The sequence below is a fragment of the Streptomyces sp. NPDC059456 genome, assembly GCF_042750055.1.
Taxonomy (GTDB): domain Bacteria; phylum Actinomycetota; class Actinomycetes; order Streptomycetales; family Streptomycetaceae; genus Streptomyces.
In genome coordinates, this window is record NZ_JBHYVA010000036.1 from 1 (window position 1) to 25922 (window position 25922).

Annotated in this window: 29 protein-coding genes; 26 read left to right on the plus strand and 3 right to left on the minus strand. The window is 72.0% G+C overall.

The window, feature by feature from the left end:
- The first annotated feature begins 176 nt into the window (after positions 1–176).
- The 13 genes from map to glmM all read left to right on the plus strand — a co-directional run bounded on the left by map (position 177) and on the right by glmM (position 11116).
- On the plus strand, positions 177–1013 hold the full coding sequence (map, locus tag ACFXA3_RS05735) for a type I methionyl aminopeptidase (RefSeq protein WP_030298227.1): 837 nt from the start codon (positions 177–179) through the stop codon (positions 1011–1013).
- Positions 1014–1153: 140 nt separating this feature from the next.
- Positions 1154–1375, plus strand: a complete 222-nt coding sequence (infA, locus tag ACFXA3_RS05740; RefSeq protein WP_003956442.1) for a translation initiation factor IF-1 — start codon at positions 1154–1156, stop codon at positions 1373–1375.
- Between the two features lie 73 nt (positions 1376–1448).
- Positions 1449–1562 carry a 50S ribosomal protein L36 gene (gene rpmJ, locus ACFXA3_RS05745; protein ID WP_003956441.1) on the plus strand — a complete coding sequence of 38 codons (114 nt, stop codon included), beginning with the start codon at positions 1449–1451 and terminating at the stop codon, positions 1560–1562.
- A gap of 199 nt (positions 1563–1761) precedes the next feature.
- Positions 1762–2142, plus strand: a complete 381-nt coding sequence (gene rpsM / locus ACFXA3_RS05750; RefSeq protein ID WP_007265919.1) for a 30S ribosomal protein S13 — start codon at positions 1762–1764, stop codon at positions 2140–2142.
- A 54-nt stretch (positions 2143–2196) separates the two neighbouring features.
- The gene (gene rpsK, locus ACFXA3_RS05755) at positions 2197–2601 is read left to right on the plus strand and encodes a 30S ribosomal protein S11 (RefSeq protein WP_003956432.1); all 405 of its coding nucleotides are present in this window, start codon (positions 2197–2199) and stop codon (positions 2599–2601) included.
- Between the two features lie 186 nt (positions 2602–2787).
- Positions 2788–3810 carry a DNA-directed RNA polymerase subunit alpha gene (locus ACFXA3_RS05760; RefSeq protein ID WP_007265920.1) on the plus strand — a complete coding sequence of 341 codons (1023 nt, stop codon included), beginning with the start codon at positions 2788–2790 and terminating at the stop codon, positions 3808–3810.
- Between the two features lie 82 nt (positions 3811–3892).
- Positions 3893–4360, plus strand: a complete 468-nt coding sequence (gene rplQ, locus ACFXA3_RS05765; protein ID WP_030298228.1) for a 50S ribosomal protein L17 — start codon at positions 3893–3895, stop codon at positions 4358–4360.
- A gap of 109 nt (positions 4361–4469) precedes the next feature.
- Positions 4470–5321 carry a tRNA pseudouridine(38-40) synthase TruA gene (truA, locus tag ACFXA3_RS05770; RefSeq protein WP_385182427.1) on the plus strand — a complete coding sequence of 284 codons (852 nt, stop codon included), beginning with the start codon at positions 4470–4472 and terminating at the stop codon, positions 5319–5321.
- Between the two features lie 53 nt (positions 5322–5374).
- Positions 5375–6994, plus strand: a complete 1620-nt coding sequence (locus tag ACFXA3_RS05775) for an ABC-F family ATP-binding cassette domain-containing protein (protein ID WP_385182429.1) — start codon at positions 5375–5377, stop codon at positions 6992–6994.
- Positions 6995–7091: 97 nt separating this feature from the next.
- Positions 7092–8390 (plus strand): glycosyltransferase family 87 protein, encoded by a 1299-nt coding sequence (locus ACFXA3_RS05780; RefSeq protein WP_385182431.1) that lies wholly within the window; start codon positions 7092–7094, stop codon positions 8388–8390.
- Positions 8391–8621: 231 nt separating this feature from the next.
- A complete protein-coding gene (gene rplM, locus ACFXA3_RS05785; protein WP_030154717.1) occupies positions 8622–9065 on the plus strand; it encodes a 50S ribosomal protein L13 in 444 nt (147 codons plus the stop codon).
- Between the two features lie 42 nt (positions 9066–9107).
- The gene (gene rpsI / locus ACFXA3_RS05790) at positions 9108–9623 is read left to right on the plus strand and encodes a 30S ribosomal protein S9 (protein WP_030154718.1); all 516 of its coding nucleotides are present in this window, start codon (positions 9108–9110) and stop codon (positions 9621–9623) included.
- Positions 9624–9757: 134 nt separating this feature from the next.
- Positions 9758–11116: a phosphoglucosamine mutase gene (gene glmM / locus ACFXA3_RS05795; RefSeq protein WP_385182434.1), complete on the plus strand. Its 1359-nt coding sequence runs from the start codon at positions 9758–9760 to the stop codon at positions 11114–11116.
- Positions 11117–11238: 122 nt separating this feature from the next.
- On the opposite strand, the gene coaA is transcribed toward glmM, so the two are convergent.
- A complete protein-coding gene (coaA, locus tag ACFXA3_RS05800) occupies positions 11239–12231 on the minus strand; it encodes a type I pantothenate kinase (RefSeq protein ID WP_385182474.1) in 993 nt (330 codons plus the stop codon).
- A gap of 309 nt (positions 12232–12540) precedes the next feature.
- Between coaA and ACFXA3_RS05805 the strand changes: the two genes are divergently transcribed.
- From ACFXA3_RS05805 to ACFXA3_RS05840, 8 genes are all read left to right on the plus strand, one after another.
- Positions 12541–13311 carry a hypothetical protein gene (locus ACFXA3_RS05805; RefSeq protein WP_385182437.1) on the plus strand — a complete coding sequence of 257 codons (771 nt, stop codon included), beginning with the start codon at positions 12541–12543 and terminating at the stop codon, positions 13309–13311.
- Positions 13312–13433: 122 nt separating this feature from the next.
- A complete protein-coding gene (gene glmS, locus ACFXA3_RS05810; protein ID WP_385182439.1) occupies positions 13434–15281 on the plus strand; it encodes a glutamine--fructose-6-phosphate transaminase (isomerizing) in 1848 nt (615 codons plus the stop codon).
- A gap of 17 nt (positions 15282–15298) precedes the next feature.
- Complete coding sequence (locus ACFXA3_RS05815; protein WP_385182442.1) at positions 15299–15667, plus strand: holo-ACP synthase; 369 nt, start codon at positions 15299–15301, stop codon at positions 15665–15667.
- Positions 15668–15702: 35 nt separating this feature from the next.
- Positions 15703–17097, plus strand: coding sequence for an NAD(P)H-hydrate dehydratase (locus tag ACFXA3_RS05820; RefSeq protein WP_385182445.1), 1395 nt, complete (start codon positions 15703–15705; stop codon positions 17095–17097).
- A gap of 100 nt (positions 17098–17197) precedes the next feature.
- Entirely contained in the window at positions 17198–18334 is a 1137-nt protein-coding gene (gene alr / locus ACFXA3_RS05825; protein WP_385182447.1) for an alanine racemase, read from the plus strand.
- Between the two features lie 18 nt (positions 18335–18352).
- On the plus strand, positions 18353–19552 hold the full coding sequence (locus ACFXA3_RS05830; protein ID WP_385182450.1) for an alpha/beta fold hydrolase: 1200 nt from the start codon (positions 18353–18355) through the stop codon (positions 19550–19552).
- A complete protein-coding gene (gene tsaE / locus ACFXA3_RS05835) occupies positions 19488–20066 on the plus strand; it encodes a tRNA (adenosine(37)-N6)-threonylcarbamoyltransferase complex ATPase subunit type 1 TsaE (RefSeq protein WP_376198790.1) in 579 nt (192 codons plus the stop codon). The genes ACFXA3_RS05830 and tsaE overlap by 65 nt, the downstream gene beginning before the upstream one ends.
- 193 nt (positions 20067–20259) lie before the next feature.
- Positions 20260–20445: a hypothetical protein gene (locus tag ACFXA3_RS05840; RefSeq protein WP_385182453.1), complete on the plus strand. Its 186-nt coding sequence runs from the start codon at positions 20260–20262 to the stop codon at positions 20443–20445.
- A 70-nt stretch (positions 20446–20515) separates the two neighbouring features.
- Here the strand turns inward: ACFXA3_RS05840 and ACFXA3_RS05845 are convergent, their stop codons facing one another.
- Positions 20516–21073 (minus strand): hypothetical protein, encoded by a 558-nt coding sequence (locus ACFXA3_RS05845; RefSeq protein ID WP_385182456.1) that lies wholly within the window; start codon positions 21071–21073, stop codon positions 20516–20518.
- A gap of 157 nt (positions 21074–21230) precedes the next feature.
- Between ACFXA3_RS05845 and tsaB the strand changes: the two genes are divergently transcribed.
- The 5 genes from tsaB (at position 21231) to ACFXA3_RS05870 (ending at position 24492) form a co-directional block, all read left to right on the plus strand.
- A complete protein-coding gene (gene tsaB / locus ACFXA3_RS05850) occupies positions 21231–21893 on the plus strand; it encodes a tRNA (adenosine(37)-N6)-threonylcarbamoyltransferase complex dimerization subunit type 1 TsaB (protein ID WP_385182459.1) in 663 nt (220 codons plus the stop codon).
- The gene (gene rimI, locus ACFXA3_RS05855; protein ID WP_385182462.1) at positions 21890–22414 is read left to right on the plus strand and encodes a ribosomal protein S18-alanine N-acetyltransferase; all 525 of its coding nucleotides are present in this window, start codon (positions 21890–21892) and stop codon (positions 22412–22414) included. Before tsaB ends, rimI begins: the two co-directional genes overlap by 4 nt.
- Positions 22407–23525, plus strand: coding sequence for a tRNA (adenosine(37)-N6)-threonylcarbamoyltransferase complex transferase subunit TsaD (gene tsaD, locus ACFXA3_RS05860; protein WP_385182464.1), 1119 nt, complete (start codon positions 22407–22409; stop codon positions 23523–23525). The genes rimI and tsaD overlap by 8 nt, the downstream gene beginning before the upstream one ends.
- Positions 23525–23797, plus strand: a complete 273-nt coding sequence (locus ACFXA3_RS05865; protein WP_385182467.1) for a hypothetical protein — start codon at positions 23525–23527, stop codon at positions 23795–23797. Before tsaD ends, ACFXA3_RS05865 begins: the two co-directional genes overlap by 1 nt.
- Before the next feature lie 65 nt (positions 23798–23862).
- Positions 23863–24492 carry a hypothetical protein gene (locus ACFXA3_RS05870; protein ID WP_385182469.1) on the plus strand — a complete coding sequence of 210 codons (630 nt, stop codon included), beginning with the start codon at positions 23863–23865 and terminating at the stop codon, positions 24490–24492.
- On the opposite strand, the gene ACFXA3_RS05875 is transcribed toward ACFXA3_RS05870, so the two are convergent.
- A complete protein-coding gene (locus ACFXA3_RS05875) occupies positions 24479–25657 on the minus strand; it encodes a methyltransferase domain-containing protein (RefSeq protein WP_385182471.1) in 1179 nt (392 codons plus the stop codon). The two genes, ACFXA3_RS05870 and ACFXA3_RS05875, sit on opposite strands and share 14 nt — an antisense overlap.
- Positions 25658–25922: the final 265 nt, after the last annotated feature.

Below are 25922 nucleotides of genomic sequence, written 5' to 3' on the forward strand. Positions count from 1 at the left end.
GCGTGTGACACCCCCCCGCCGGTGGGGCGGGCGCGCTCTCCCCCGCGGGCGGGGTGCACCCCAAAATCTTTGACCCCCCTTGTTCCCTCTGGGCGGGGGCGGTGCCCCGCCCCCCCCCGCCCCCGTACTGTTGAGACGACCCGATTACGCAGATCCGAAGGTGGAAGGCACTTCCCATGGTCCAGATCAAGACCCCCGAGCAGATCGCGAAGATGCGCGAGGCAGGGCTGGTCGTCGCCGCGATCCACGCGGCGACCCGTGAGGCGGCCGTGCCCGGCGCCACGACGCGGGATCTGGACATGGTGGCCCGCAAGGTCATCGCGGATGCCGGGGCCAAGTCGAACTTCCTCGGTTACGGCGGCTTCCCCGCGACGATCTGCACCTCGGTGAACGAGGTCGTCGTCCACGGCATCCCGGACGACAAGACGGTCCTCAAGGACGGCGACATCATCTCGATCGACGCCGGTGCGATCGTCGACGGCTGGCACGGCGACGCCGCGTACACGGCGTTCGTGGGCACCGGACACGCTCCGGAGCTCGTGGAGCTCTCCCGGGTGACCGAGGAGTCGATGTGGGCCGGCATCGCAGCGATGAAGCTCGGCAACCGCCTCGTGGACATCTCCAAGGCGATCGAGGGCTACATCCGCCGCCAGCCGCGGCCCGCGACGGGCAAGTACGGGATCATCGAGGACTACGGCGGCCACGGCATCGGTTCCGAGATGCACATGGACCCGCACCTGCTGAACTACGTCTCGCGCAAGCGGGGCAAGGGCATCAAGCTGGTTCCGGGCGTCTGCCTGGCGATCGAGCCGATGGTCTCCCTGGGCACCCCCCAGACGGAGGTCCTGGCGGACGACTGGACGGTCATCACGACGGACGGCACCTGGTCCTCGCACTGGGAGCACTCGATCGCCCTGACCGAAGCCGGCCCCATCGTCCTGACCAGCCCGGACTGCGGCAAGGCGAAGCTTGCGGAGTACGGCGTGACCACGGCGCCGGATCCGCTTGGTTAATGATCTACGCTGTAGGGCAAACTTTCCGGATTCGTCTTTCTGGGTGCCCTGACGTAGACTGACTCGTCGGCTCCTTTGCACCCGCATGTCCGCATGCGAAGCGGGGAGCTGATCAAGGTAGCCGATTCGAAGGGCGAAGCGTGGCCAAGAAGCAAGGTGCCATCGAAATCGAGGGCACCGTGATCGAGTCCCTCCCGAACGCGATGTTCAAGGTGGAACTGCAGAACGGTCACAAGGTCCTCGCGCACATCAGCGGCAAGATGCGTATGCACTACATCCGCATCCTCCCGGATGACCGGGTCGTTGTGGAGCTGTCTCCGTACGACCTGACGCGTGGCCGGATCGTCTACCGATACAAGTAGATCTTGTCCTCACTCCTGCCTGGGCGGACGTCCCGGTACGGGTGGTGGCACTGACCCGGAGAACCTCACCAACATGAAGGTCAAGCCGAGCGTCAAGAAGATCTGCGACAAGTGCAAGGTGATCCGCCGTCACGGTCGGGTCATGGTCATCTGCGACAACCTGCGCCACAAGCAGCGCCAGGGCTGACGCACGCCGACCGACCTGCCTTCCGCAGTTCTTCGCGCGACGTAAGAAAACGTACATACGCAGAGCCCGCCCAGCCCTGAGAAGGGCCGGCGGCACCTCCGGCGGGGGCCGGGGACCCGGGCGTACCACCACTCATCAGGTGTGGTCGGCGGTCGGGAGTGGTTCTGCGGAAGACCCCCGAACACACAGGAGCCATTGAATGGCACGCGTTTCCGGTGTTGACATCCCGCGCGAAAAGCGCGTGGAGATCGCACTCACCTACGTCTTCGGTATCGGGCGCACCCGGTCCAAGGAGATCCTCGCCTCCACCGGCGTGAACCCGAACACCCGCGTTCGTGACCTGGCCGAAGAGGACCTCGTCAAGATCCGCGAGTACGTGGACGCCAACCTCCGTACCGAGGGTGACCTCCGCCGCGAGATCCAGGGCGACATCCGCCGCAAGATCGAGATCCAGTGCTACCAGGGCATCCGCCACCGTCGTGGCCTGCCGGTGCACGGTCAGCGCACCAGCACGAACGCGCGTACCCGCAAGGGCCCGCGTCGCGCGATCGCCGGTAAGAAGAAGCCGGGCAAGAAGTAGTCCTGTTCAGCGGTCTTGCGCTGTAGGACCGACCACCTCCCGTAGGAGATTTAGATGCCCCCCAAGGGTCGTCAGGGCGCTGCCAAGAAGGTGCGCCGCAAGGAAAAGAAGAACGTCGCTCACGGGCACGCCCACATCAAGAGCACGTTCAACAACACCATCGTCTCGATCACCGACCCCTCGGGCAACGTGATCTCCTGGGCCTCCGCCGGCCACGTCGGCTTCAAGGGCTCGCGCAAGTCCACCCCCTTCGCCGCGCAGATGGCCGCCGAGTCGGCCGCCCGCCGCGCGCAGGAGCACGGCATGCGCAAGGTTGACGTCTTCGTCAAGGGTCCGGGCTCCGGCCGCGAGACCGCGATCCGCTCCCTCCAGGCCACCGGCCTCGAGGTCGGCTCGATCCAGGACGTCACCCCCACCCCGCACAACGGCTGCCGCCCGCCGAAGCGCCGCCGCGTCTGACGACTGCCGGACCTTTCGCTTCGTCGAAGCGAAAGGCCGCGTCTGACGCAGCGGACGCACCTGTGCGTCTTTGAGTGTCCGGGCGGTACGACCCCTTCGGGGGCCGTGCCGCCCGTACCCTTGCAGTACCCAGCAGTACATGTCGGGCGTCAAATAGTGGGCGTCCACGACTGAAGGAACACAGACATGCTTATCGCTCAGCGTCCTTCGCTGACCGAAGAGGTCGTCGACGAGTACCGCTCGCGGTTCGTGATCGAGCCGCTGGAGCCGGGCTTCGGCTACACCCTCGGCAACTCGCTGCGCCGCACGCTCCTGTCCTCGATCCCGGGTGCCGCCGTCACCAGCATCCGCGTGGACGGCGTCCTGCACGAGTTCACCACCGTGCCCGGTGTCAAGGAAGACGTCACCGACATCATCCTGAACATCAAGCAGCTGGTCGTCTCCTCGGAGCACGACGAGCCGGTCGTGATGTACCTGCGCAAGCAGGGTCCCGGCCTGGTCACCGCTGCCGACATCGCGCCCCCGGCCGGTGTCGAGGTGCACAACCCGGACCTCGTCCTCGCCACGCTCAACGGCAAGGGCAAGCTGGAGATGGAGCTGACCGTCGAGCGCGGTCGCGGCTACGTCTCCGCCGTCCAGAACAAGCAGCTGGGCCAGGAGATCGGCCGCATCCCGGTCGACTCCATCTACAGCCCGGTCCTCAAGGTCACCTACAAGGTCGAGGCGACCCGAGTCGAGCAGCGCACCGACTTCGACAAGCTGATCGTCGACGTCGAGACCAAGCAGGCCATGCGCCCGCGCGACGCCATGGCGTCCGCCGGCAAGACCCTGGTCGAGCTGTTCGGTCTGGCCCGCGAGCTCAACATCGACGCCGAGGGCATCGACATGGGCCCGTCCCCGACGGACGCCGCCCTGGCCGCCGACCTGGCGCTGCCGATCGAGGAGCTCGAGCTCACCGTCCGGTCGTACAACTGCCTCAAGCGCGAGGGCATCCACTCCGTGGGTGAGCTCGTCGCCCGCTCCGAGGCCGACCTGCTCGACATCCGCAACTTCGGTGCGAAGTCGATCGACGAGGTCAAGGCGAAGCTGGCCGGCATGGGCCTGGCCCTCAAGGACAGCCCGCCCGGATTCGACCCGACCGCCGCAGCCGACGCCTTCGGCGCCGACGACGACGCGGACGCCGGTTTCGTCGAGACCGAGCAGTACTGAGAAGACTTTCCCGGGGCGGCCGCCCCGGGGGAACTGACACCGGTACCTGACACGGCCGGTGCAGATATGAAGGAGTAACACCATGCCGCGTCCCGCAAAGGGTGCCCGTCTGGGCGGCTCCGCCGCGCACGAGAAGCACCTTCTCGCGAACCTCGCGAAGGCGCTCTTCGAGCACGGCCGCATCACCACCACCGAGGCCAAGGCCCGCCGCCTGCGTCCCTACGCCGAGCGTCTGGTCACCAAGGCCAAGAAGGGCGACATCCACAACCGTCGCCTGGTGCTGCAGACGATCACGGACAAGAGCATCGTGCACACGCTGTTCACCGAGATCGCCCCGCGCTACGAGAACCGCCCCGGTGGTTACACGCGCATCACCAAGATCGGCAACCGTCGTGGCGACAACGCCCCGATGGCCGTGATCGAGCTGGTCGAGGCCCTCACGGTCGCCCAGCAGGCCACTGGTGAGGCCGAGGCCGCCACCAAGCGCGCCGCCAAGGACGCCGAGGCCGTGGCCGAGGCTCCCGCCGCCGAGGAGACCAAGGAGGCCTGATCCCGCTCCGGGATCGAGCTTGCTTGATCGGCTCTGAACGGGCCCGCCCCTTCCGGGGGCGGGCCCGTTCTGCATTGGTTCGAAAGATGCAGCTGAGAGGATGTGTCACGTGAGTGACGAGGTGGAGCCCGGGCACGTCCGGGTACGGCTGGACCTGTCGTACGACGGCAAGGACTTCTCCGGCTGGGCGAAGCAGCGGACGCTGCGGACCGTGCAGGGCGAGCTGGAGTCGGCCCTGCAGACCGTGATGCGCCTGCCGTACCCGGTCGAGCTGACCGTCGCCGGGCGGACCGACGCGGGCGTGCACGCCCGCGGACAGGTCGCCCAGTTCGACATCGCCGAGGACGTGTGGGCCGAGCACCATGACAAGCTGCTGCGCCGGCTCGCGGGCCGGCTGCCGCACGACGTCCGCGTGTGGAAGGTCGCCGAGGCCCCGGAGGGCTTCAACGCCCGGTTCTCGGCCATCTGGCGCCGCTACGCCTACCGCGTCGGCGACCACCAGGGCGGCGTCGACCCGCTGCGCCGCGGGCACGTGCTGTGGCACCAGTGGCCGCTGGACGTGGACGCCATGAACGAGGCCGCCGCCGCGCTGCTCGGCGAGCACGACTTCGCCGCGTACTGCAAGAAGCGCGAGGGCGCCACGACCATCCGCACCCTCCAGCAGCTCAGCTGGGAGCGTGCCGAGGACGGGATCGTGACCGCGACCGTCCGGGCGGACGCCTTCTGCCACAACATGGTCCGCTCGCTGGTCGGCGCCCTGCTGCACGTCGGCGACGGGCACCGGCCCACCGACTGGCCCGGGAAGGTCCTGCGTGCCGCCGTACGGGACTCCTCGGTGCACGTCGTCAAGCCGCACGGGCTCACCCTGGAGGAGGTCGGCTACCCGGCGGACGAGCTGCTGGCCGCCCGCAGCAAGGAGGCGCGGAACATGCGCACCCTGCCCGGCAAGGGCTGCTGCTGACCCCACGCTAATCCGTTTGGGCCGACGGGCGCCTGGCCTGGACAATGCCCGGCATGGGACATCTCGAAGCCAGCCACCTGGAGTACTACCTTCCCGACGGGCGGGTCCTGCTCCCCGACGTCTCCTTCCGCGTGGGGGAGGGGTCGGTCGTCGCCCTGGTCGGGGCGAACGGGGCCGGCAAGTCCACCCTGCTGAAACTGATCTCCGGTGATCTCCAGCCGCACGGCGGCGGGGTCACCGTCAGCGGCGGCCTCGGCGTGATGTCGCAGTTCGTGGGCTCCGTACGGGACGAGACCACGGTCCGCGACCTGCTGGTGTCCGTGGCCCAGCCGCGGATCCGGGAGGCCGCGAAGGCCGTCGACCACGCCGAGCACCTGATCATGACGGTGGACGACGAGGCCGCGCAGATGGCGTACGCGCAGGCGCTCAGCGACTGGGCCGACGTCCAGGGGTACGAGGCGGAGACCCTGTGGGACGTCTGCACCATGGCCGCACTGGCCATCCCGTACGACGCCGCGCAGTTCCGCGAGGTGCGCACGCTGTCCGGCGGTGAGCAGAAGCGGCTCGTGCTGGAGGCGCTGCTGCGCGGGCCGGACGAGGTGCTGCTGCTCGACGAGCCGGACAACTACCTGGACGTCCCGGGCAAGCGGTGGCTGGAGCAGCAGCTCAAGGCCACCCGCAAGACGGTGCTCTTCGTGTCGCACGACCGGGAGCTGCTTTCCCGGGCCGCCGAGAAGATCGTCAGCCTGGAGCCGAGCCCCACGGGCACCGACGTGTGGGTGCACGGCTCGGGCTTCGGCACGTACCACGAGGCCCGCAAGGAGCGCTTCGCGCGCTTCGAGGAGCTCAAGCGGCGCTGGGACGAGGAGCACGCCCGGCTGAAGGCGCTGGTCCTGCGCCTGCGCAACCAGGCGGCGATCAGCCCCGACATGGCCTCGCGCTACAAGGCGATGCAGACGCGCTTCCAGAAGTTCGAGGAGGCCGGCCCGCCGCCGGAGCCGCCGCGCGAGCAGGAGATCAAGATGCGGCTCAAGGGCGGCCGGACCGGCGTGCGCGCGCTGACCGTGGAGAACCTGGAGCTCACGGGCCTCATGAAGCCCTTCTCACTGGAGGTCTTCTACGGGGAACGGGTCGCGGTGCTCGGCTCGAACGGTTCCGGCAAGTCGCACTTCCTGCGGCTGCTGGCGGGCGAGGACGTCAAGCACACGGGTGACTGGAAGCTGGGCGCGCGGGTGGTCCCCGGCCACTTCGCGCAGACGCACGCCCATCCGGAACTGTTCGGCCGCACCCTCGTCGACATCCTGTGGACGGAGGCGGCGAAGCCGCTCGGCGCCGCCATGGGGGTCCTGCGCCGGTACGAGCTGGAGCGCCAGGGGGACCAGCCGTTCGAGAAGCTGTCGGGCGGCCAGCAGGCGCGGTTCCAGATCCTGCTGCTGGAGCTGGCCGGCACCACGGCACTGCTGCTGGACGAGCCGACGGACAACCTGGACCTGGAGTCGGCGGAGGCGCTCCAAGAGGGCCTGGAGTCGTACGAGGGCACTGTGCTGTGCGTCACGCACGACCGGTGGTTCGCGCGGACATTTGACCGTTTCCTGGTCTTCGGCTCGGACGGTGTTGTACGAGAGACTCAGGAACCCGTCTGGGACGAACGCAGGGTCGAGCGGAAGCGCTGAGCGGGGCTTCGGCCCCCGGTCGACGGTGGGGCGAACGTAGGGTCGAGCGGAAGCGCCGAGGGGGGAGACCGCCCCGGGCGCCGATCGGGGAGGCGTTGTGCGGCTGCGGCCTGGCACCTGGCTCAGGGGATGGGACACCGTACGGGATCCCTCGGTCGGTCACCGGCTGGTGGCCTGGCTGCTGCGGCCGGCGTCCGGGCCCTGGCACGCGGTGGCGCTGGCCGTGGTGCTCGGCATCGCGGTCTCCACCAGCCTGCGGGAGAACTGGGGCTCGGACAACGCCTTCGTGGTCAAGGCCGCGCAGACGCTGCTGGCGGGCGGGTCCCCGTACGAGGACAAGCGGTTCCTGTACCTCCCGAGCGCCGTGATCATGGCCGTGCCCGAGGCGCTGCTGCCGCAGCCGGTGCTGCGCTGGGTGCTCCCCCTGGCGATGTCCGCCCTGCTGGCCGTCGGCTGGTGGGCCGCGCTGCGGCTGTTCTCGGTGCCGGCGCGCTCCCGTTTCGCGGTCGGCGGGTTCGCCGCGCTGGCCCTGGCCTACAAGCCGTACGTGAACCTCGTGCTGATCGGCAACTGGACCGCCATCTCGGCGGCCGCGCTGCCCGTGGCGCTGCTGTTCGCGCAGCGCCGGTCGTGGGCGGCGGCCGGGCTGGTGGTGGGACTGGCCGTCGCCTGCAAGCCCATGCTGGTGCCGGTCGGGCTGCTCTTCGTCCTGGCCCGGCAGTGGCGGGGGCTGGCCGTGGCCGTGCTGGTGCCGCTCGGCGTCTCCCTGCTCGGGGCGCTGATGATGCCGAGTCCGACGCTGTTCGTCACCAAGACGCTGCCGTTCCTGCTCCAGGGGCAGGACGCGTACGCGCTGCCCTGGGACGCCTCGCCGATCGCGGTGCTGCCGCGGCTGGGGGTGCCGGAGCCCGTCGCGGTGCTGCTCGCGGGGGCGGGGGCGCTGGGCGGGCTGGTCGCGGTGTGGCGGCGGTGGCGGCGGACGGACGGTCCGGGGGACGAGGACGGGGGAGAGCTGCGGCTCGCGGAGACGGCCTGCATGGTGATGCTCGCCGCATTCCTGGTCTCGCGGCCGTCCTTCGACCACTACCTGCTGGTGGTGCTTCCGCTGCTGCTGGCCTCGGCGGTGCGGCCGGGCTCGATGCCCCGCTCGCCCTGGTTCTGGCTGGCCCTGACGCCCCAGGTGGCGCTGGTTCCGTGGCCCTCCGAGCTGGCCCACAAACGGCGCGCCTTCAAGGACTGCGCCACCCTGTGCGGGCTCGCGTTCCTGCTGGCGCGTCGTGCGCTGCTCTCCGGCCGGGTTACTCTGGGACCCGTAACAACTGCGGGGTCCCCACCCAGGACCGAACCGGAGTGCGCCGCGACGCCAGCAGAATCGGCATCGCGGACCGCGTTTTGACCCGTACGGGTCTGCTTGGGTATCCTGCTGGTTTGTTATGCGTATTGGCTTTCTCATTCTCACGTGAAAGGGCCTTACGCCGGTCCACCGGACCGATGACCAGCGGTTCACACGGGTTGCGTCCCCGATGTGAACGAGGGCTGTCGTGATCGTCCGTGGTGACCCTGTCAGGACCTTCCCGTGGGGCTTGCGCCCTTGGGATACCACCACTGAAGAAGCGAAGGCATACGCGTGCGTACGTTCAGCCCCAAGCCCGGCGACATCTCGCGCCAGTGGCTCGTCATCGACGCCCAGGACGTTGTCCTCGGCCGTCTGGCGACCCAGGCCGCTGCCCTCCTGCGGGGCAAGCACAAGCCGACCTATGCGCCCCACATGGACATGGGTGACTTCGTCGTCATCATCAACGCCGACAAGGTGCACCTGTCCGGCAACAAGGCGTCCCAGAAGATGGCGTACCGCCACTCCGGCTTCCCGGGCGGTCTCCGCTCCGTGCGCTACGACGACCTCCTGGCGAACAACCCGGAGAAGGCCGTCGAGAAGGCCGTCAAGGGCATGCTCCCCAAGAACACCCTGGGCCGTCAGATGCTCTCGAAGCTGAAGGTCTACTCGGGCGACCAGCACCCCCACGCTGCCCAGCAGCCGGTGCCGTTCGAGATCACCCAGGTCGCGCAGTAGTTCCGGCCACCCCCTAAGACGTAGAAAATTCTGAGGAGCATCGTGGCCGAGACCACCGCCGAGACCCCCGTCGAAGAGTTCGAGGGCGTCGAGGAGTACACCACCGAGTCTGAGGTCGTCGTCGAGGGCGACTACACCTCCGAGTCCCTTGCCGGCCGCTTCGGCGACCCGCAGCCGGCCGCCGGCCTGGGCCGTCGCAAGAACGCCATCGCCCGCGTCCGGATCGTTCCGGGCACCGGCAAGTGGAAGATCAACGGTCGCACCCTTGAGGACTACTTCCCCAACAAGGTGCACCAGCAGGAAGTCAACGAGCCGTTCAAGCTCCTCGAGCTCGACGGTCGCTACGACATCATCGCCCGCATCGCGGGTGGCGGCGTCTCCGGTCAGGCCGGCGCCCTGCGCCTCGGCGTGGCCCGTGCCCTGAACGAGGCCGACGTCGACAACAACCGCCCGGCGCTGAAGAAGGCCGGCTTCCTTTCCCGCGACGACCGTGCGGTCGAGCGCAAGAAGGCCGGTCTCAAGAAGGCCCGTAAGGCCCCGCAGTACAGCAAGCGTTAATCTGCGCCTGCTGTTCAGCAACAAACCGCCCCGGCAGCACTCTCCGTGCTGTCGGGGCGGTTCGTTTACCGCCACAAGCGGCAAATACATGTCACAAGCGGTCACAAACGAAGCGTGAACTCGGGAGGACAACGGTGGGACAACTCTTCGGGACGGACGGTGTACGCGGCGTCGCCAACGCGGATCTGACGGCTGAGCTCGCGCTCGGTCTCTCCGTGGCGGCTGCCCACGTACTCGCCGAGGCGGGCACCTTCGCGGGCCACCGGGCGACCGCGGTCGTCGGGCGCGACCCCCGTGCCTCCGGCGAATTCCTGGAGGCCGCGGTCGTCGCGGGCCTCGCGAGCGCGGGGGTGGACGTCCTGCGCGTCGGTGTGCTGCCCACCCCGGCGGTGGCGTATCTCACCGGTGCGCTGGGCGCCGACCTCGGCGTGATGCTCTCCGCCAGCCACAATGCGATGCCCGACAACGGGATCAAGTTCTTCGCCCGGGGCGGCCACAAGCTCGCCGACGAGCTGGAGGACCGCATCGAGGCCGTCTACGAGGAGCACCGCACCGGCGCCCCCTGGGACCGTCCGACCGGCGCCGGCGTCGGCCGCGTCTCCGACTACGACGAGGGCTTCGACAAGTACGTCGCCCACCTCATGGGGGTCCTGCCCAACCGCCTCGACGGACTCAAGATCGTCCTGGACGAGGCGCACGGCGCGGCCGCCCGCGTCTCGCCCGAGGCCTTCACCCGGGCGGGTGCCGAGGTCGTCACCATCGGCGCCGAGCCGGACGGCCTCAACATCAACGACGGCTGCGGCTCCACCCACCTGGGTCTGCTCAAGCAGGCCGTCGTCGAGCACGGCGCCGACCTCGGCATCGCGCACGACGGCGACGCGGACCGCTGCCTCGCGGTCGACGCCTCCGGCGCCGAGGTCGACGGCGACCAGATCCTCGCCGTGCTGGCCCTGGCCATGCGCGAGGCGGGCTCCCTGCGCGGCAACACCGTCGTCGGCACCGTGATGTCCAACCTCGGCTTCAAGCTGGCCATGGAGGGCGAGGGCATCCAGGTCGTGCAGACCGGCGTCGGCGACCGGTACGTCCTGGAGTCGATGAAGGAGCACGGCTACGCGCTCGGCGGCGAGCAGTCCGGGCACGTGATCATCCTCGACCACGCCACCACCGGCGACGGCACGCTCACCGGCCTGATGCTGGGCGCGCGCGTCGCGGCCACCGGCCGTTCGCTGGCCGAGCTCGCGGGTGTCATGCAGCGGCTGCCGCAGGTGCTGATCAACGTCCCCGACGTGGACAAGTCCCGGGTCAAGACCTCCGCCGAGCTGGCCGCGGCCGTCGCCGACGCCGAGCGCGAGCTGGGCACCACCGGCCGCGTACTGCTCCGTCCGTCCGGCACCGAGCCGCTCGTACGGGTGATGGTCGAGGCCGCCGACATCGAGCAGGCCCGCGCGGTCGCCGGGCGCCTCGCGGACGTCGTGAAGTCGGCACTGGGCTAGCCCCGGCCGACTCCGGACGCAGTACCGGCCCCGCCACCCGCCGCTCGCGGGGGGCGGGGCCGTGGCGTTCCCCGGGCCCGGGGGCCGGGTCCGGCCCGGTCCGCACCCCCGCCGCGAGGCGGTCAGAGCTTGCGGAGGCTGAGTTTTTGCACCTTGTGGTCCGGGCCCTTGCGCACGACGAGCGTCGCGCGGCCGCGGGTGGGGGCGACGTTCTCCAGGAGGTTGGGCTTGTTGATCGTGCGCCACATGGTCTGCGCGTACTCCATGGCCTCCTCCTCGGAGACCTGGGTGTACTTGCGGAAGTAGGAGAAGGGATTCTGGAAGGCGGTCTCGCGCAGCTTCCGGAACCGGTTGAGGTACCAGCGCTCGATGTCCTCGGGCCGGGCGTCCACGTACACGCTGAAGTCGAAGTAGTCGGCGAGCGCGACGCGCGTACGGCCGTCCTTGCCGGGCAGGGCCGGCTGGAGCACGTTGAGCCCCTCGACGATCAGGATGTCCGGGCGGCGTACGACGAGCTGCTCACCGGGGACGATGTCGTAGATCAGGTGCGAGTAGACGGGGGCGCTGACCTCGTCCTTGCCCGCCTTGATGTCCGCGACGAAGCGGGTGAGCGCGCGCCGGTCGTACGACTCGGGGAAGCCCTTGCGGGAGGTCAGCCCGCGCCGCTGGAGCTCCTTCATCGGGTAGAGGAACCCGTCGGTGGTGACCAGCTCCACCCGCGGGTGCTCCGGCCAGCGGGCCAGCAGGGCCTGGAGCAGGCGGGCCACGGTGGACTTGCCGACGGCGACGGACCCTGCGACCCCTATGACGAAGGGGGTGCCCTGCTGGGCGCCGTGTCCGTTGCCGGCGTCGCCGAGGAAGGTGTTGAGGGTGCCGCGGAGGTTGCTGGTGGCGCCGACGTAGAGGTTGAGGAGGCGGGAGAGGGGGAGGTAGACGTCCCGGACCTCGTCGAGGTCGATGACGTCGCCGAGACCGCGCAGCCGCTCGACCTCGTCGGCCGTCAGGGGGAGCGGGGTGCGCTCGCGCAGCGCACTCCACTCGGCGCGGGTGAGGTCGACGTACGGGGAGACCTCGGCCCGGCGGTGGGGTCGCTCGGGCCGGTCGGGGCGCTCCATCGCGCTGTCCGGCGTGCTTCGTGGCGGCGAAGTGATCACAGGGCCATTGTCGTGGCTCGGGGGCGGTTGTGGGTGGTGTGGTCGGTCACGTGCGGGGCCCCGCGGCCGGCGGTGCGGTGTCCGCGGGATGTCCTGTGGCGGTTCCGGACCCGGGCGCGGTCCGGACGCGAGTGGATCTCGCCCCGGTCACGAACGCGGGCCCGCCGCGGGAAGCGGGCTGCCCCCGGTCGGGCGGCCCCGTAGATTGCCGATCATGGCGGTTGCCTTGCGGCCGCCGTTGCCGTTGTCGTTTTCCGGGGGAGACCTTTCGTGCACAGCACCCTTGTCCGTCGTACCGTCCTGACCGCCTCCGCGGTGTCCCTGGCCCTGCTGGCCACCGCCTGCGGTTCCGGCCAGGCGGACGACAAGAAGGCCGACGCCGGGCCGTCCGCCGCCGCGTCGTCCGCGGCCCCGGCCGCGAAGGGGAAGACGGACGCGGAGCTGGCCGGCCTGCTCGTGGCCCGGGCCGACCTGCCGGAGCACGTCTTCAAGGCGCCGGGCGCGGACGAGGCCGCCGCGGCCGGGGCCGCCACCTCCGACAAGGCCGACTGCCTGCCGCTGGTCAAGGCGCAGTCCGGCGCGCCGGTCGGGGCGTCCACGGGCGTCGCGCGCACCAAGGTCACCGCCAAGCCGAAGGGCGCGTCCGCCACCGCCGCCCCCGAGGACAAGCTGAAGGCCGGCCTGGAGGCGCTCTCCGGCACCGTCACCCAGGTCACCCTCGCCTCCTACGACGGCAAGGGCGCGGAGGAGGCCTTCACCGCGCTGAAGACCGCCGGCACGGCGTGCGCCGGGGGATACGGCGTGACCAGCGGCCCGGACAAGGTCAAGATCTCCAAGGTCGGTGCCGGCGCCCCGGTCACCGCGGGCGACGCCGCCCTGGCGTACGTGGTGGAGGCCGAAGCGGACGGCGAGAAGACCACCTCGCAGCTCGTCGTCGTGCGCAGGGGCAACACCCTGGCGTCGTTCTACGGCCTGAGCCTGGCCGGCACGGCGGAGCAGCCCAAGCCGGTCGTGGACGCGCAGGTCAAGAAGCTCGGCTGAACCCCGGCCCGCAGAGCTGTTCGAGTCGTCCGTCGATCCCGCCCCGGCGCATTCGCCGGGGCGGGTTTTTCGTCTTGTTCAGGTACGGGGCAGGCGGCCGACTTCCGCGTACGCTGCGCCGTATGTGCGGAATTGTGGGTTACGTGGGAGCGCAGTCGGCGCTCGATGTGGTCATCGCCGGACTCAAGCGGCTGGAGTACCGCGGCTACGACTCGGCGGGGGTCGCCGTGCTCGCCGACGGGGAGCTCGCTGCCACCAAGAAGGCCGGAAAACTGGTCAACCTGGAGAAGGAACTGGTCGGGCATCCGCTGCCGGCCGGCTCCACGGGACTCGGGCACACCCGCTGGGCGACCCACGGCGGGCCCACCGACGTCAACGCCCACCCGCACCTCGACAACGCGGGCCGGGTGGCCGTCGTGCACAACGGCATCATCGAGAACTTCGCCGCGCTGCGCGCCGAACTGGCCGAGCGCGGGCACCGGCTGGAGTCCGAGACGGACACCGAGGTCGTCGCCCACCTGCTGGCCGAGCGTTTCGGCGCGTGCGGGGACCTCGCGGAGTCCATGCGGCAGGTGTGCCGGCGTCTGGAGGGGGCGTTCACGCTGGTCGCGGTGCACGCCGACGCACCGGACGTGGTGGTCGGGGCCCGCCGGAACTCCCCGCTCGTGGTGGGCGTCGGCGAGGGGGAGAACTTCCTCGCCTCGGACGTGGCCGCGTTCATCGCCCACACCCGGTCCGCGATCGAGCTGGGACAGGACCAGGTCGTCGAGCTGCGCCGGGACGGGGTCACGGTGACCGACTTCGGCGGTGCGCCCGCGACCGTGCGGGCGTACCACGTGGACTGGGACGCCTCGGCGGCCGAGAAGGGGGGGTACGACTACTTCATGCTCAAGGAGATCGCCGAGCAGCCCAAGGCCGTCGCCGACACCCTCCTGGGCAGGATCGACGCGAGCGGCTCGCTGAGCCTGGACGAGGTGCGCATCCCCGTCTCGGTGCTCCGGGAGGTCGACAAGGTCGTGATCGTGGCGTGCGGTACGGCGTACCACGCGGGCATGATCGCGAAACTGGCCATCGAGCACTGGACCCGCATCCCGTGCGAGACGGAGCTGGCGAGCGAGTTCCGCTACCGCGACCCGATCCTGGACCAGCGGACGCTGGTGGTCGCGATCTCGCAGAGCGGCGAGACCATGGACACCCTGATGGCGCTGCGGCACGCGCGCGAACAGGGCGCAAAGGTGCTGGCCATCTGCAATACGAACGGGTCGACGATCCCGCGCGAATCGGACGCGGTGCTGTACACGCACGCCGGTCCGGAGGTGGCCGTCGCCTCGACCAAGGCGTTCCTGACGCAGCTGGTGGCCTGCTACCTGGTCGCGCTGTACCTCGGGCAGGTCCGGGGCACGAAGTGGGGCGACGAGATCGAGGCGGTGATCCGCGAGCTGTCCGACATCGCCGCGGCCGTGGACACCGTACTGGAGACCATGGAGCCGGTACGGCGCCTCGCGCGCTCGCTCGCCGACAAGGACACCGTGCTGTTCCTCGGGCGGCACGTCGGGTACCCGGTGGCGCTGGAGGGCGCGCTCAAGCTCAAGGAGCTGGCGTACATGCACGCCGAGGGCTTCGCCGCGGGCGAGCTCAAGCACGGCCCGATCGCGCTGATCGAGAAGGACCTGCCGGTGGTGGTGGTCGTGCCGTCGCCGCGCGGGCGCTCCGTGCTGCACGACAAGATCGTGTCGAACATCCAGGAGATCCGGGCGCGCGGGGCGCGGACCATCGTGATCGCGGAGGAGGGCGACGAGGCGGTCGTCCCGTACGCCGACCACCTGATCCGGATCCCGGCGACGCCGACGCTGCTCCAGCCGCTGGTGGCGACCGTGCCGTTGCAGGTCTTCGCGTGCGAGCTGGCGACCGCCCGCGGCAACGAAGTGGACCAACCGCGTAACCTCGCGAAGTCGGTGACCGTGGAGTAGCGAAGCGAGTTGGCGTTGTGATTATCGGTGTGGGGATCGATGTTGCCGAGATCGAGCGGTTCGGGGCGTCGCTGGCGCGTACGCCGCAACTGGCCGAGCGGCTGTTCGTCGACTCCGAACTGACGCTGCCGAGCGGCGAGCGGCGCGGGACCGCCTCGCTCGCCGCCCGGTTCGCGGCCAAGGAGGCCCTCGCCAAGGCGCTGGGCGCGCCCGGCGGCATGCTGTGGACCGACGCCGAGGTGTACGTCGAGGAGACCGGGCAGCCGCGGGTGCGGGTGTCGGGGACGGTCGCGGCCAGGGCGCAGGCGCTGGGCGTGAAGTCCTGGCACGTCTCGCTGAGCCACGACGCGGGCATCGCGTCGGCCGTGGTGATCGCCGAGGGATAGGCCGCCTCCGCGGGGTTTTCGGGCAGGCTGGTGCCATGCGTACTGCTTACAGCGTGGAGACCGTACGGGCCGCCGAGCGGGAGCTGATGGCCCGGCTGCCGCAGGGCGCCCTGATGCAGCGGGCGGCGGCCGGGCTGGCCGCCGTCTGCGCGGGGCTGCTGCGCCGGGTGTACGGGGCGCGCGTGGTACTGCTCGTGGGGCCCGGGGACAACGGCGGCGACGCGCTGTACGCGGGTGCCCGGCTGGCCCGGCGCGGGGCCGCGGTGACGGCGGTGCCGATGGATCCGGAGCGGGTGCACGCGGGCGGGCTGCGGGCGCTGCTGGCCGCCGGGGGCCGCGTGGAGCAGGACGTTCCCGGCCGGGCCGACCTCGTGCTGGACGGGCTCGTCGGCATCGGCGGGCGCGGCGGGCTGCGGCCGGCCGCGGCGGCGCTGGTGGAGCGGATCCCGGCCGGCGCGGTGGTCGTCGCGGTGGACCTGCCGAGCGGGGTCGACGCCGACACCGGCGAGGTGGCCGGGGCCGCGGTCCGGGCCGACGTCACGGTGACGTTCGGGGCGTACAAGCCGGGGCTGCTGATCGACCCGGGGGCCTCGCGCACGGGCGCGCTGCGGCTGGTGGACATCGGCCTGTCGCTGCCGGAGCCGGACGCGGAGGCGCTGCAGCACGCCGACGTCGCGGCCCTGCTGCCGGAGCCGGGGGCGTCGAGCGACAAGTACCGGAGGGGCGTGGTCGGCATCGTCGCCGGCTCGGTGCAGTACCCGGGCGCGGCGGTGCTCGCCGTCGCGGGGGCGCTGCGCGGCGGCGCCGGGGCGGTGCGCTACGTCGGGCCGGCGGCGGACGCGGTGCTGGCGCGGTACCCCGAGACGCTGATCGGGCGGGGCCGGGTGCAGGCGTGGGTGGTCGGTCCGGGGCTGGGTGAGGGCCGGGCGGCGGAGGTCGCGCGGGCCCTGGCGGACCCGGTGCCGGTGCTGGTGGACGCGGACGGGCTGCGCGGGCTGGACCCGCGGGTGCTGCGGTCCCGGCCGGCCGGGACCCTGCTCACCCCGCACGCGGGGGAGGCGGCGGCGCTGTTGGGCGTGGACCGGGAGTCGGTGGAGTCGGCCCGGCTGTCGTCCGTACGGTCCCTGGCGGCGCAGTACGGGGCGACGGCCCTGCTGAAGGGCTCGACGACGCTGGTGTCGCACGGCGGCGGCCCCGTCCGGGTCAACCCGACGGGAACTCCGTGGCTGGCGACGGCGGGCAGTGGTGACGTCCTGTCGGGCCTGGCGGGCTCCCTGCTGGCCGCCGGGCTGCCGGCGCTCGACGCCGCCTCGGTCGCGGCGTACCTGCACGGTCTGGCGGGGCGCCGGGCGGCTGCCGGGGCCCCGCTGCTCGCCCAGCAGATCGCGGAGTCCCTGCCGGAGGCGTGGCGCGGTATCCGCCGACCCTGAGGTGACGTTGATATGCCATCAGGGGTGAAATGAGACGGTATGCCCCGTGTGGACGACGGTCGCGCAGGCCACGCGGCCGGGCTCTGAGAGACTGGGGGCGATGAACGAGACACCGACGCGCGTGTACGCCGAGATCGATCTTGACGCCGTACGGGCGAACGTACGCGCACTGCGCGCGCGGGCGCCCCGTGCCGAGCTGATGGCCGTCGTCAAGGCGGACGGCTATGGCCACGGTGCGGTCCCCTGTGCCCGCGCGGCCCGGGACGCCGGTGCCACCTGGCTCGGAACCGCCACCCCCGAAGAGGCGCTCGCCCTGCGCGCCGCCGGGATCGGCGGGCGGATCATGTGCTGGCTGTGGACCCCCGGCGGGCCCTGGCAGGCGGCCGTCGAGGCCGACCTGGACATCTCCGTCAGCGCGACGTGGGCCCTGGACGAGGTCCGCAAGGCCGCGCACGCGGCCGGCCGCCCGGCCAGGATCCAGCTCAAGGCCGACACCGGCCTCGGCCGGGCCGGCTGCCAGCCCGCCGACTGGGCCGAGCTCGTCGGCGCGGCCGTCGCCGCCCAGGCCGAGGGCACGGTCCGGATCACCGGTCTCTGGTCCCACTTCGCCTGCGCCGACGAGCCGGGCCATCCCTCCGTCCCGCTCCAGCTGGCCGCCTTCCGCGACATGCTGGCGTACGCGGAGAAGGAGGGCGTGGAGCCCGAGGTCCGGCACATCGCCAACTCGCCCGCGACGCTGACCCTGCCCGAGAGCCACTACGACCTCGTACGCTGCGGCCTCGCCGTCTACGGCGTGTCCCCGGCCCCCGAGCTCGGCACCTCCGAAGAGCTGGGCCTGCGGCCCGCGATGACCCTCAAGGCGTCCGTCGCCCTGGTCAAGACCGTGCCCCCGGGCCACGGGGTGAGCTACGGGCACCACTACGTCACCGAGGCCGAGACGAACCTCGCCCTCATCCCCGCCGGGTACGCCGACGGCATCCCCCGGCACGCCTCCGGCCGCGGCCCGGTCTCCGTCGGGGGCAAGGTCCGCCGCGTCGCCGGCCGGGTCGCCATGGACCAGTTCGTCGTCGACCTCGGCGCTGACCTGGTACGGGCCGGCGACGAGGCCGTCCTCTTCGGCCCCGGCGAACACGGCGAGCCCACCGCCGAGGACTGGGCTCAAGCGGCACACACCATCGCCTATGAGATCGTCACCCGTATCGGGGCGCGCGTTCCCCGGGTCTACCTGGGCGGCTGAGGGCTGAGTGAGGACGGCGTGAGCGAGAACTGGCGCAAAGCCGGCTGGGCCGGCGCCGCGATCGGCGTGATAGCCGCAGGAGCGGCCGCCGGCGTCGCGGTCGAACGGATCACCGTGGGGCGCGGCATGCGCCGCAAGGCGCGCCTCGCGCTCGACGCCACCGGGGACTACGGCTCGCTGCGCGGGACCGCGGGCGCCTGCTACGCCGAGGACGGCACCGAGCTCTACTACGAGGTCGACGAGCCGCCCGAGGGCCCGAAGAAGCGGGCCCGGCTGCGCCGCAAGGACCCGGCCGCGCCGACCGTCGTGTTCTGCCACGGCTACTGCCTCGCCCAGGACTCCTGGCACTTCCAGCGCGCCGCCCTGCGCGGACTGGCCCGCTCCGTGTACTGGGACCAGCGCAGCCACGGCCGCAGCGCACGCGGATTCGCCCAGGCCGACGGCGAGCGCGTGACCATCGACCAGCTCGGCCGCGACCTGAAGGCCGTCATCGACGCCGCCGCGCCCGAGGGCCCGCTGGTCCTGGTCGGCCACTCGATGGGCGGCATGACCATCATGGCGCTGGCCGAGCAGTTCCCCGAGCTGATCCGCGACCGGGTGATCGGCGTCGCCCTGGTCGGCACCTCCAGCGGGCACCTCGACCAGGTCACGTACGGGCTGCCCTCGGTCGGCATGGGGGCCGTCCGCCGGATCCTGCCGCCCGTGCTCAAGGCGCTCGGCTCGCAGGTGGAACTCGTGGAGAAGGGCCGCCGGGCCACAGCCGACCTGTTCGCCGGCATGATCAAGATGTACTCGTTCGGCGCCCCCCGCGAGGTCGACCCGGGCGTCGCCCGGTTCGCCGAGCGGCTCATCGAAGCCACCCCGATCGACGTGGTCGCCGAGTTCTACCCGGCCTTCCAGATCCACGACAAGAGCGCCGCCCTCCAGCGGTTCGCCGACATCCCCGTCACCGTCATCGGCGGCGACCGTGACATGGTCACCCCGGCCGCGCACAGCCAGGCCATCAAGGACGCGCTGCCGGCCGCCGAGCTCGTGGTCCTCGAATCGGCCGGGCACCTGATGATGCTGGAGTACCCCGACACGGTGACCGCCCTGCTGACCGAGCTGCTGGCGCGCACCGGTGCGGTGCCCGCAGCGACTAACGTTGGCGGGCATGGAAGAAGTACCGCTGGAAGCGCCGCGAGCACCACACCGTCAGGCACCGCGGCAGGCAACTGAGCCGGCCGACGCCGAGGCGCGCATCACCGTCGACTCGCCCGAGGCCATGCAGGAGCTGGGCCGCACCCTCGCCGGCCTGCTCCGCCCCGGCGACCTCGTGCTGCTGACCGGGGAGCTCGGCGCGGGCAAGACCACGCTGACCCGGGGCCTGGGCGAGGGGCTGGGCGTACGGGGCGCCGTGACCTCGCCGACCTTCGTGATCGCCCGGGTCCACCCCTCGCTGCGCGGCGGGCCGGCCCTCGTGCACGTGGACGCGTACCGGCTCGGCGGCGGGCTGGACGAGATGGAGGACCTGGACCTCGACGTCTCGCTGCCCGAGTCCGTGGTCGTCGTGGAATGGGGCGACGGCAAGGTCGAGGAGCTCTCCGACGACCGGCTGCACGTGGTGATCGCGCGGGCGGTCGGCCACGAGGAGGTCCTGGACGACGTACGGGAGGTCTCCGTGCGCGGGATCGGGGCACGCTGGTCGGCGCCGGACGCCCTGGCGGCGCTCTCGGCGTCTCCGGCGCGCTAGCAGCGGGGCGGTATGCGACGCGTACCGCCAGGGGTACCGCGGGGAGCTGCGGACGCGGCGCGGGCGGGCCGCGGAAAACGTACCGACAACTCGTCGGCAAGATATTGCGCCGATGGAGTCGCGCGTGGTCACATGGTACAGAGGGCAGGTTAGGCCTACCTAAGTACGGGCCGGCCCGAGCCAGGAGGCAGCCATGTCCGCAGCAGGAGTGCAGCGCCACCCCCGCCCGTCCGTGGTGTCCGTGGGGGCGCTGCTCGCAGCGGGCGCCGCTGCCACCGCCGTCTCGACACCGCCCGCACGCGAACACGTCCCGGCCGCCTCCCGGGCCCCCGGGCCCGACGGACGCGAACAGGCCGCCCCGGAGTGCGAGGCGGCCTGAGGGCCCGGACGTGCCGTAGTCCGTACGGGTGAATCCGCGGAGGGGCGCCGACCGGCGGCGCGCCACGGGGTCAGGGGACGACGACGACCTTCGAGTTGATCGTCGCGAAGGCCCACATCGCATCGCCGTCGGTCCGCGTCATGCGGATGCCGCCGGTCTTCTTGTTCGCGTCGGGCTCGGGCATCTCGCCGTCCACCCGGGCGCTGAACCCGACCACCACACCGTCCGCGGTGGCGAACCGCACGACGTGCTCGATCGGCACCCCGTCCGAGCCGGTGACCGCGCCCGAGCGCGAGTTCACCAGGTACGTGCCCGGCTTCGGGTGCGCCGTGCTCGGCTTGACCGCGAACGACTTCGGCTCCTGCCCGCCCTCGCCGACCAGCCACACGCGCTTCAGGCTGACCGAGTAGACGACCCGCGAGCCGGTGCCCGACGCGTTCGGCACCGCCACCGGCTTCGTCTCCTCGCCCGCGTGCGCGGACGGGACGGGGGAGGGGGCCGCCACCGGCGGGGCCGCCTTGGCGGGGTGCGCGGGCGCGGACGCGGAGGCCTGGTACCCGAGGAAGCCGACGACGGCGAGCGCCGCCACGGTGAGCCCGGCCACGATTCCCGAGCTGCTGCGTGCCACCTTGCTCCACCTCTCCCGTGCTTCCCCGGTACCGGAGCGCCGCCCGGGCAGTCTGCCCCGGCCCGGACCCCGGCCGATACCTGGGTCGAAGGTAGCAGCCGGGCTGCCCCGTGACCGGCCGCGAGGGCCCGGGCCCCCGGAGTCGTAGGCTGTTCGCGTGCTCTTGCTCGCTGTAGATACCGCCACGCCCGCCGTCACCGTCGCCCTGCACGACGGCGAGTCCGTCCTCGCCGAGTCGAACCAGGTCGACGCCCGCCGCCACGGGGAGCTGCTGCTGCCCTCCGTCGACAAGGTCCTGGCCGGGGCCGGGCTCACGCTCGACGCCCTCACCGGCATCGTCGTCGGCGTCGGCCCCGGCCCCTACACCGGGCTGCGCGTCGGCCTCGTCACCGCCTCCACCTTCGCCACGGTGCTCGGCATCCCCGTGCACGGCCTGTGCACCCTCGACGGCCTCGCGTACGCCGCGGAAGCCGCCGGGATCGAGGGCCCCTTCACCGTAGCCACCGACGCGCGGCGCAAGGAGGTCTACTGGGCCCGGTACGAGGACCCGCGCACGCGGGTCGGCGAGCCCGCCGTGGACCGCCCGGCCGACATCGCCGAGCAGGTCGCCGGCCTGCCCGCCGTGGGCCAGGGCGCGCTCCTGTACCCGGACGTCTTCACCGACGCGCGGGCCCCCGAGCACCAGAGCGCCGCCGCCCTGGCCTCCCTGGCCGTGGAACGGCTCGCGGCCGGACAGGAGTTCCTGCCCCCGACGCCGCTCTACCTGCGCCGGCCCGACGCGCAGGTGCCCAAGAACTACAAGGTGGTCACCCCGCAGTGACCCCGGCGACCGCAGTGCTCCGCGAGATGCGCTGGTGGGACATCGAGCCCGTGCTGGCACTGGAGCACGAGCTGTTCCCCGAGGACGCCTGGTCCGCGGGCATGTTCTGGTCCGAGCTCGCCCACGCCCGCGGCCCGCACGCCACCCGCCGCTACGTCGTCGCCGAGGACCCCGGCAGCGGCCGTGTCGTCGGCTACGCCGGGCTGGCCGCCGCCGGCGACCTGGCCGACGTACAGACCATCGCGGCCGCGCGCGACCAGTGGGGGACCGGGCTCGGCGCCCGGCTCCTGACCGACCTGCTGCGCGCCGCCACCGCCTTCGAGTGCGCCGAGGTGCTCCTGGAGGTCCGGGTGGACAACACCCGTGCCCAGAAGCTCTACGAGCGCTTCGGCTTCGAGCCGATCGGCTTCCGGCGGGGCTACTACCAGCCCGGCAACGTCGACGCGCTCGTGATGCGCCTTTCCGATCCCGCTAGCTCCGTCACCGCAGACGGACCCGTACAAGGTGAGACCCATGGCTGACGAACCCCTCGTCCTCGGCATCGAGACCTCCTGCGACGAGACCGGCGTCGGCGTGGTCCGCGGCACGACCCTGCTGGCGGACGCGATCGCCTCCAGCGTCGACGAGCACGCGCGCTTCGGCGGCGTCGTGCCCGAGGTCGCCTCCCGCGCGCACCTGGAGGCGATGGTCCCCACCATCGACCGCGCCCTCAAGGAGGCCGGCGTCAGCGCCCGCGACCTCGACGGCATCGCCGTCACGGCGGGCCCCGGCCTCGCGGGGGCCCTGCTGGTGGGCGTCTCGGCGGCCAAGGCGTACGCGTACGCCCTCGGCAAGCCGCTGTACGGGGTCAACCACCTGGCCTCCCACATCTGCGTGGACCAGCTGGAACACGGCCCGCTGCCGGAGCCGACCATGGCGCTGCTGGTGTCCGGCGGACACTCCTCGCTGCTGCTCGCCCCGGACATCACCTCCGACGTACGGCCGCTCGGCGCGACCATCGACGACGCGGCGGGCGAGGCCTTCGACAAGATCGCGCGCGTGCTCCAGCTGGGCTTCCCCGGCGGCCCGGTCATCGACCGGCTCGCGCGCGAGGGCGACCCGAAGGCGATCAACTTCCCGCGCGGGCTGACGGGGCCGCGCGACGCGGCGTACGACTTCTCCTTCTCCGGCCTCAAGACGGCCGTCGCCCGCTGGATCGAGGCGAAGCGGAACGCGGGCGAGGAGGTGCCGGTACGCGATGTCGCGGCGTCCTTCCAGGAGGCCGTGGTGGACGTGCTGACCCGCAAGGCGATCCGCGCGTGCAAGGACGAGGGCGTCGACCACCTGATGATCGGCGGCGGTGTGGCGGCCAACTCCCGGCTGCGCTCGCTGGCGCAGGAGCGGTGCGACGCCGCGGGGATCATCCTGCGGGTGCCGCGGCCGAAGCTGTGCACGGACAACGGCGCGATGGTCGCGGCGCTGGGCGCCGAGATGGTCAAGCGGAACCGGCCGGCCTCGGACTGGGACCTGTCGGCGGACTCCTCGCTGCCGGTGACGGACCCGCACGTGCCGGGCACCGCACACGGCCACGGGCACGCACACGGTCACGACCACGACCACGTGCACGAGTTGAGCAAGGACAACCTGTACTGATGAGCACCGTCGCGCTGATGTGGGAGGCCCGGGCCGCCGAGGGCCGGGGCAACGAACTGCTGGAGTGGGCCCGTTCGCAGGTGCTGGCGCGCGAGCCCGTGCGCCGCGAACTGCTGCGGGCCCCGCAGGACCGGGTGCTGGTCGTCACGTGGTGGGAGGCGGCCGAGGGCGTGGCGGCCGAACTGCCCGAACTCCCCGAGCCCGCCGCCGACCTGATCACCCGGCCGGTGCACCGCTGGCGGTTCGAGTCCGTGGAGACCATCGGGAGTTGACGCACGAGGCCCGCTCCAGCACCTCCGGAGCGGGCCTGTGGCCACGTGCGGATATCGTCATGTGCATGTCTCGCCGCGACCTGCCGCCCCCGCCGCCCCCAGCCGACGTGCGCGCCTGGCTGGACGAGAACGCTGTACGGGCCGACCGGGCGCGCTTCCTGGACGACCTCGGCCGGCGCAGCCTGGGCCTGGGGCGGTTGCTGCTGCTGTGGGCCGTCGCCGCGGTCTTCGCGCTCGGCTGGTCCTTCGTCGGCATGGCCCTGATGTCCTTCGAGACGCCGGGCGACCCGTTCGCGTACGTCTTCGGCCTGATCTTCGCCCTGCTCGGCGCGGGCGTGCTCGTCCCGGCCGGGTTCTGGTTCGCCCGGGGCGCCAAGCGCGACCGGCTGGTGCGCGGGCTGCTGTGCGCCTGGGCCGAGTCCGACCGCGACCCGGCCGCCGACGCCCGCGTGCGCGCCCCCGGCCGGAGCCTGACCTGGCTGCTGGCCTCCTTCGCGGTGGGCGCGTTCGGGCTGTACGTGACCTTCGGGTCCGCGGCGTCGGCCCGCCCGGGCATGACCACGTACGGCGAGGTCACGTACTACATGGGACTCGGCATGATCCTGTGGATCACCGGCCTGCTGGGCCTCGGCAAGGCCGGCGCGCACTACCGGTGGGCGGTGCGCGCCTTCCGCGGCGGCCCTACGGTGCGCTGACGGGCGAGCCGATCAGCATCGACGGGGCGCCCGCGACCCGGGTCAGGAACACGGTCGCCGCATGCGGCCCCTGCGGCTTGACCTTCTTGCGCAGCTCCTCGGGCTCGATGGCGGAACCGCGCTTCTTGACGGTCAGGATGCCCACCTCGCGCTCGCGCAGCAGCGCCTTGAGCTTCTTCAGCCCGAACGGCAGCACGTCGGTGATCTCGTACGCGGTGGCGTACGGCGTCGCGCGCAGCTCGTCGGAGGTGATGTACGCGATGGTCGGGTCGATGAGCCGGCCGGACAGCTGCTCGGCGACCTCGGCGACGAGGTGGGCGCGGATCACGGCTCCGTCGGGCTCGTAGAGGTAGCGGCCGACCGGCCCGGCCGCGGGATCGGGCAGCGGATCGGCGGTGTGCAGGGTCCGCGGTCCGGGCAGCAGGGTGGCGCGCACGGTGCCGGGCGCGGTCCCGAACCACAGCACGGCCTCCTTCACGTCCCCCTGGTCCGAGATCCACTCGGCCTCGGCCTCCGGCGGCACGGCCTCGTGCGGGACCCCGGGGGCGATCTTGACGGCGGCGTACCCGGCCGTACGGGCGGCCTCCACGGCCCAGGACAGCGGCGGCGAGTAGCTCTCCGGGTCGAAGATCCGGCCGCGGCCGCCGCGGCGGGCGGGGTCGAGGAAGACGGCGTCGTACCCGGAGGTGTCCACGTCGGCCACATCCGCCTCGCGGACCTCGATGAGCTCCGCCAGCCCCAGCGCCTCGGCGTTGGCGCGGGCGACGGCGACGGTCAGCGGGTCGCGGTCCACGGCCAGGACCCGGATGCCGAGCCGGGCCAGGGCCAGGGCGTCCCCGCCGATGCCGCAGCAGAGGTCCGCGACGCTGCGCACGCCGAGGGCCGCGAGCCGCCCCGCGCGGTACGAGGCCACCGGGGCGCGGGTGGCCATCTCGCCGCCGCCGGGCGTGAAGTACATCCGGAACGCGTCCTCGGCACCGAATTTCGCCACCGCGCGCTGCCGCAGCCGGGCCTGCCCGAGCGCGGCGGAGACCAGGGCGGCGGGGTGCTCGCGGCGCAGCCGGGTGGCGACGGCGATTTCCCGGGCCGGGTCGTGGTCGCGGAGCGAGTCGAGGAGGGCGCGGCCCTCGGGGGTGAGGAGCGCGGCGAAGTCTTCGGGGGTCACGCCTCCATTGTCGGGTCCGTTTTCCGGCGGCGGTGCGTGTGGGCCGGTCGGAGGAACGTGGCAGCGCGGCGCGCGGTGTCGTCCGGGAAGCGGGCGGGGCGGGTGCCAGGATGCGCTGCTATGCAGCTAGTCGGACAAAAGGAACATAAGAAGCTTCATGGTCACCGGTCCGCGGCGGGTCCGCGCGGCCGCGGCCGGGGGGGCAAAGCACCCCGGAGTGTCGCCCCCCACGGGCCGCCGGGGGGGCCCCCCCCCCCCACACCAC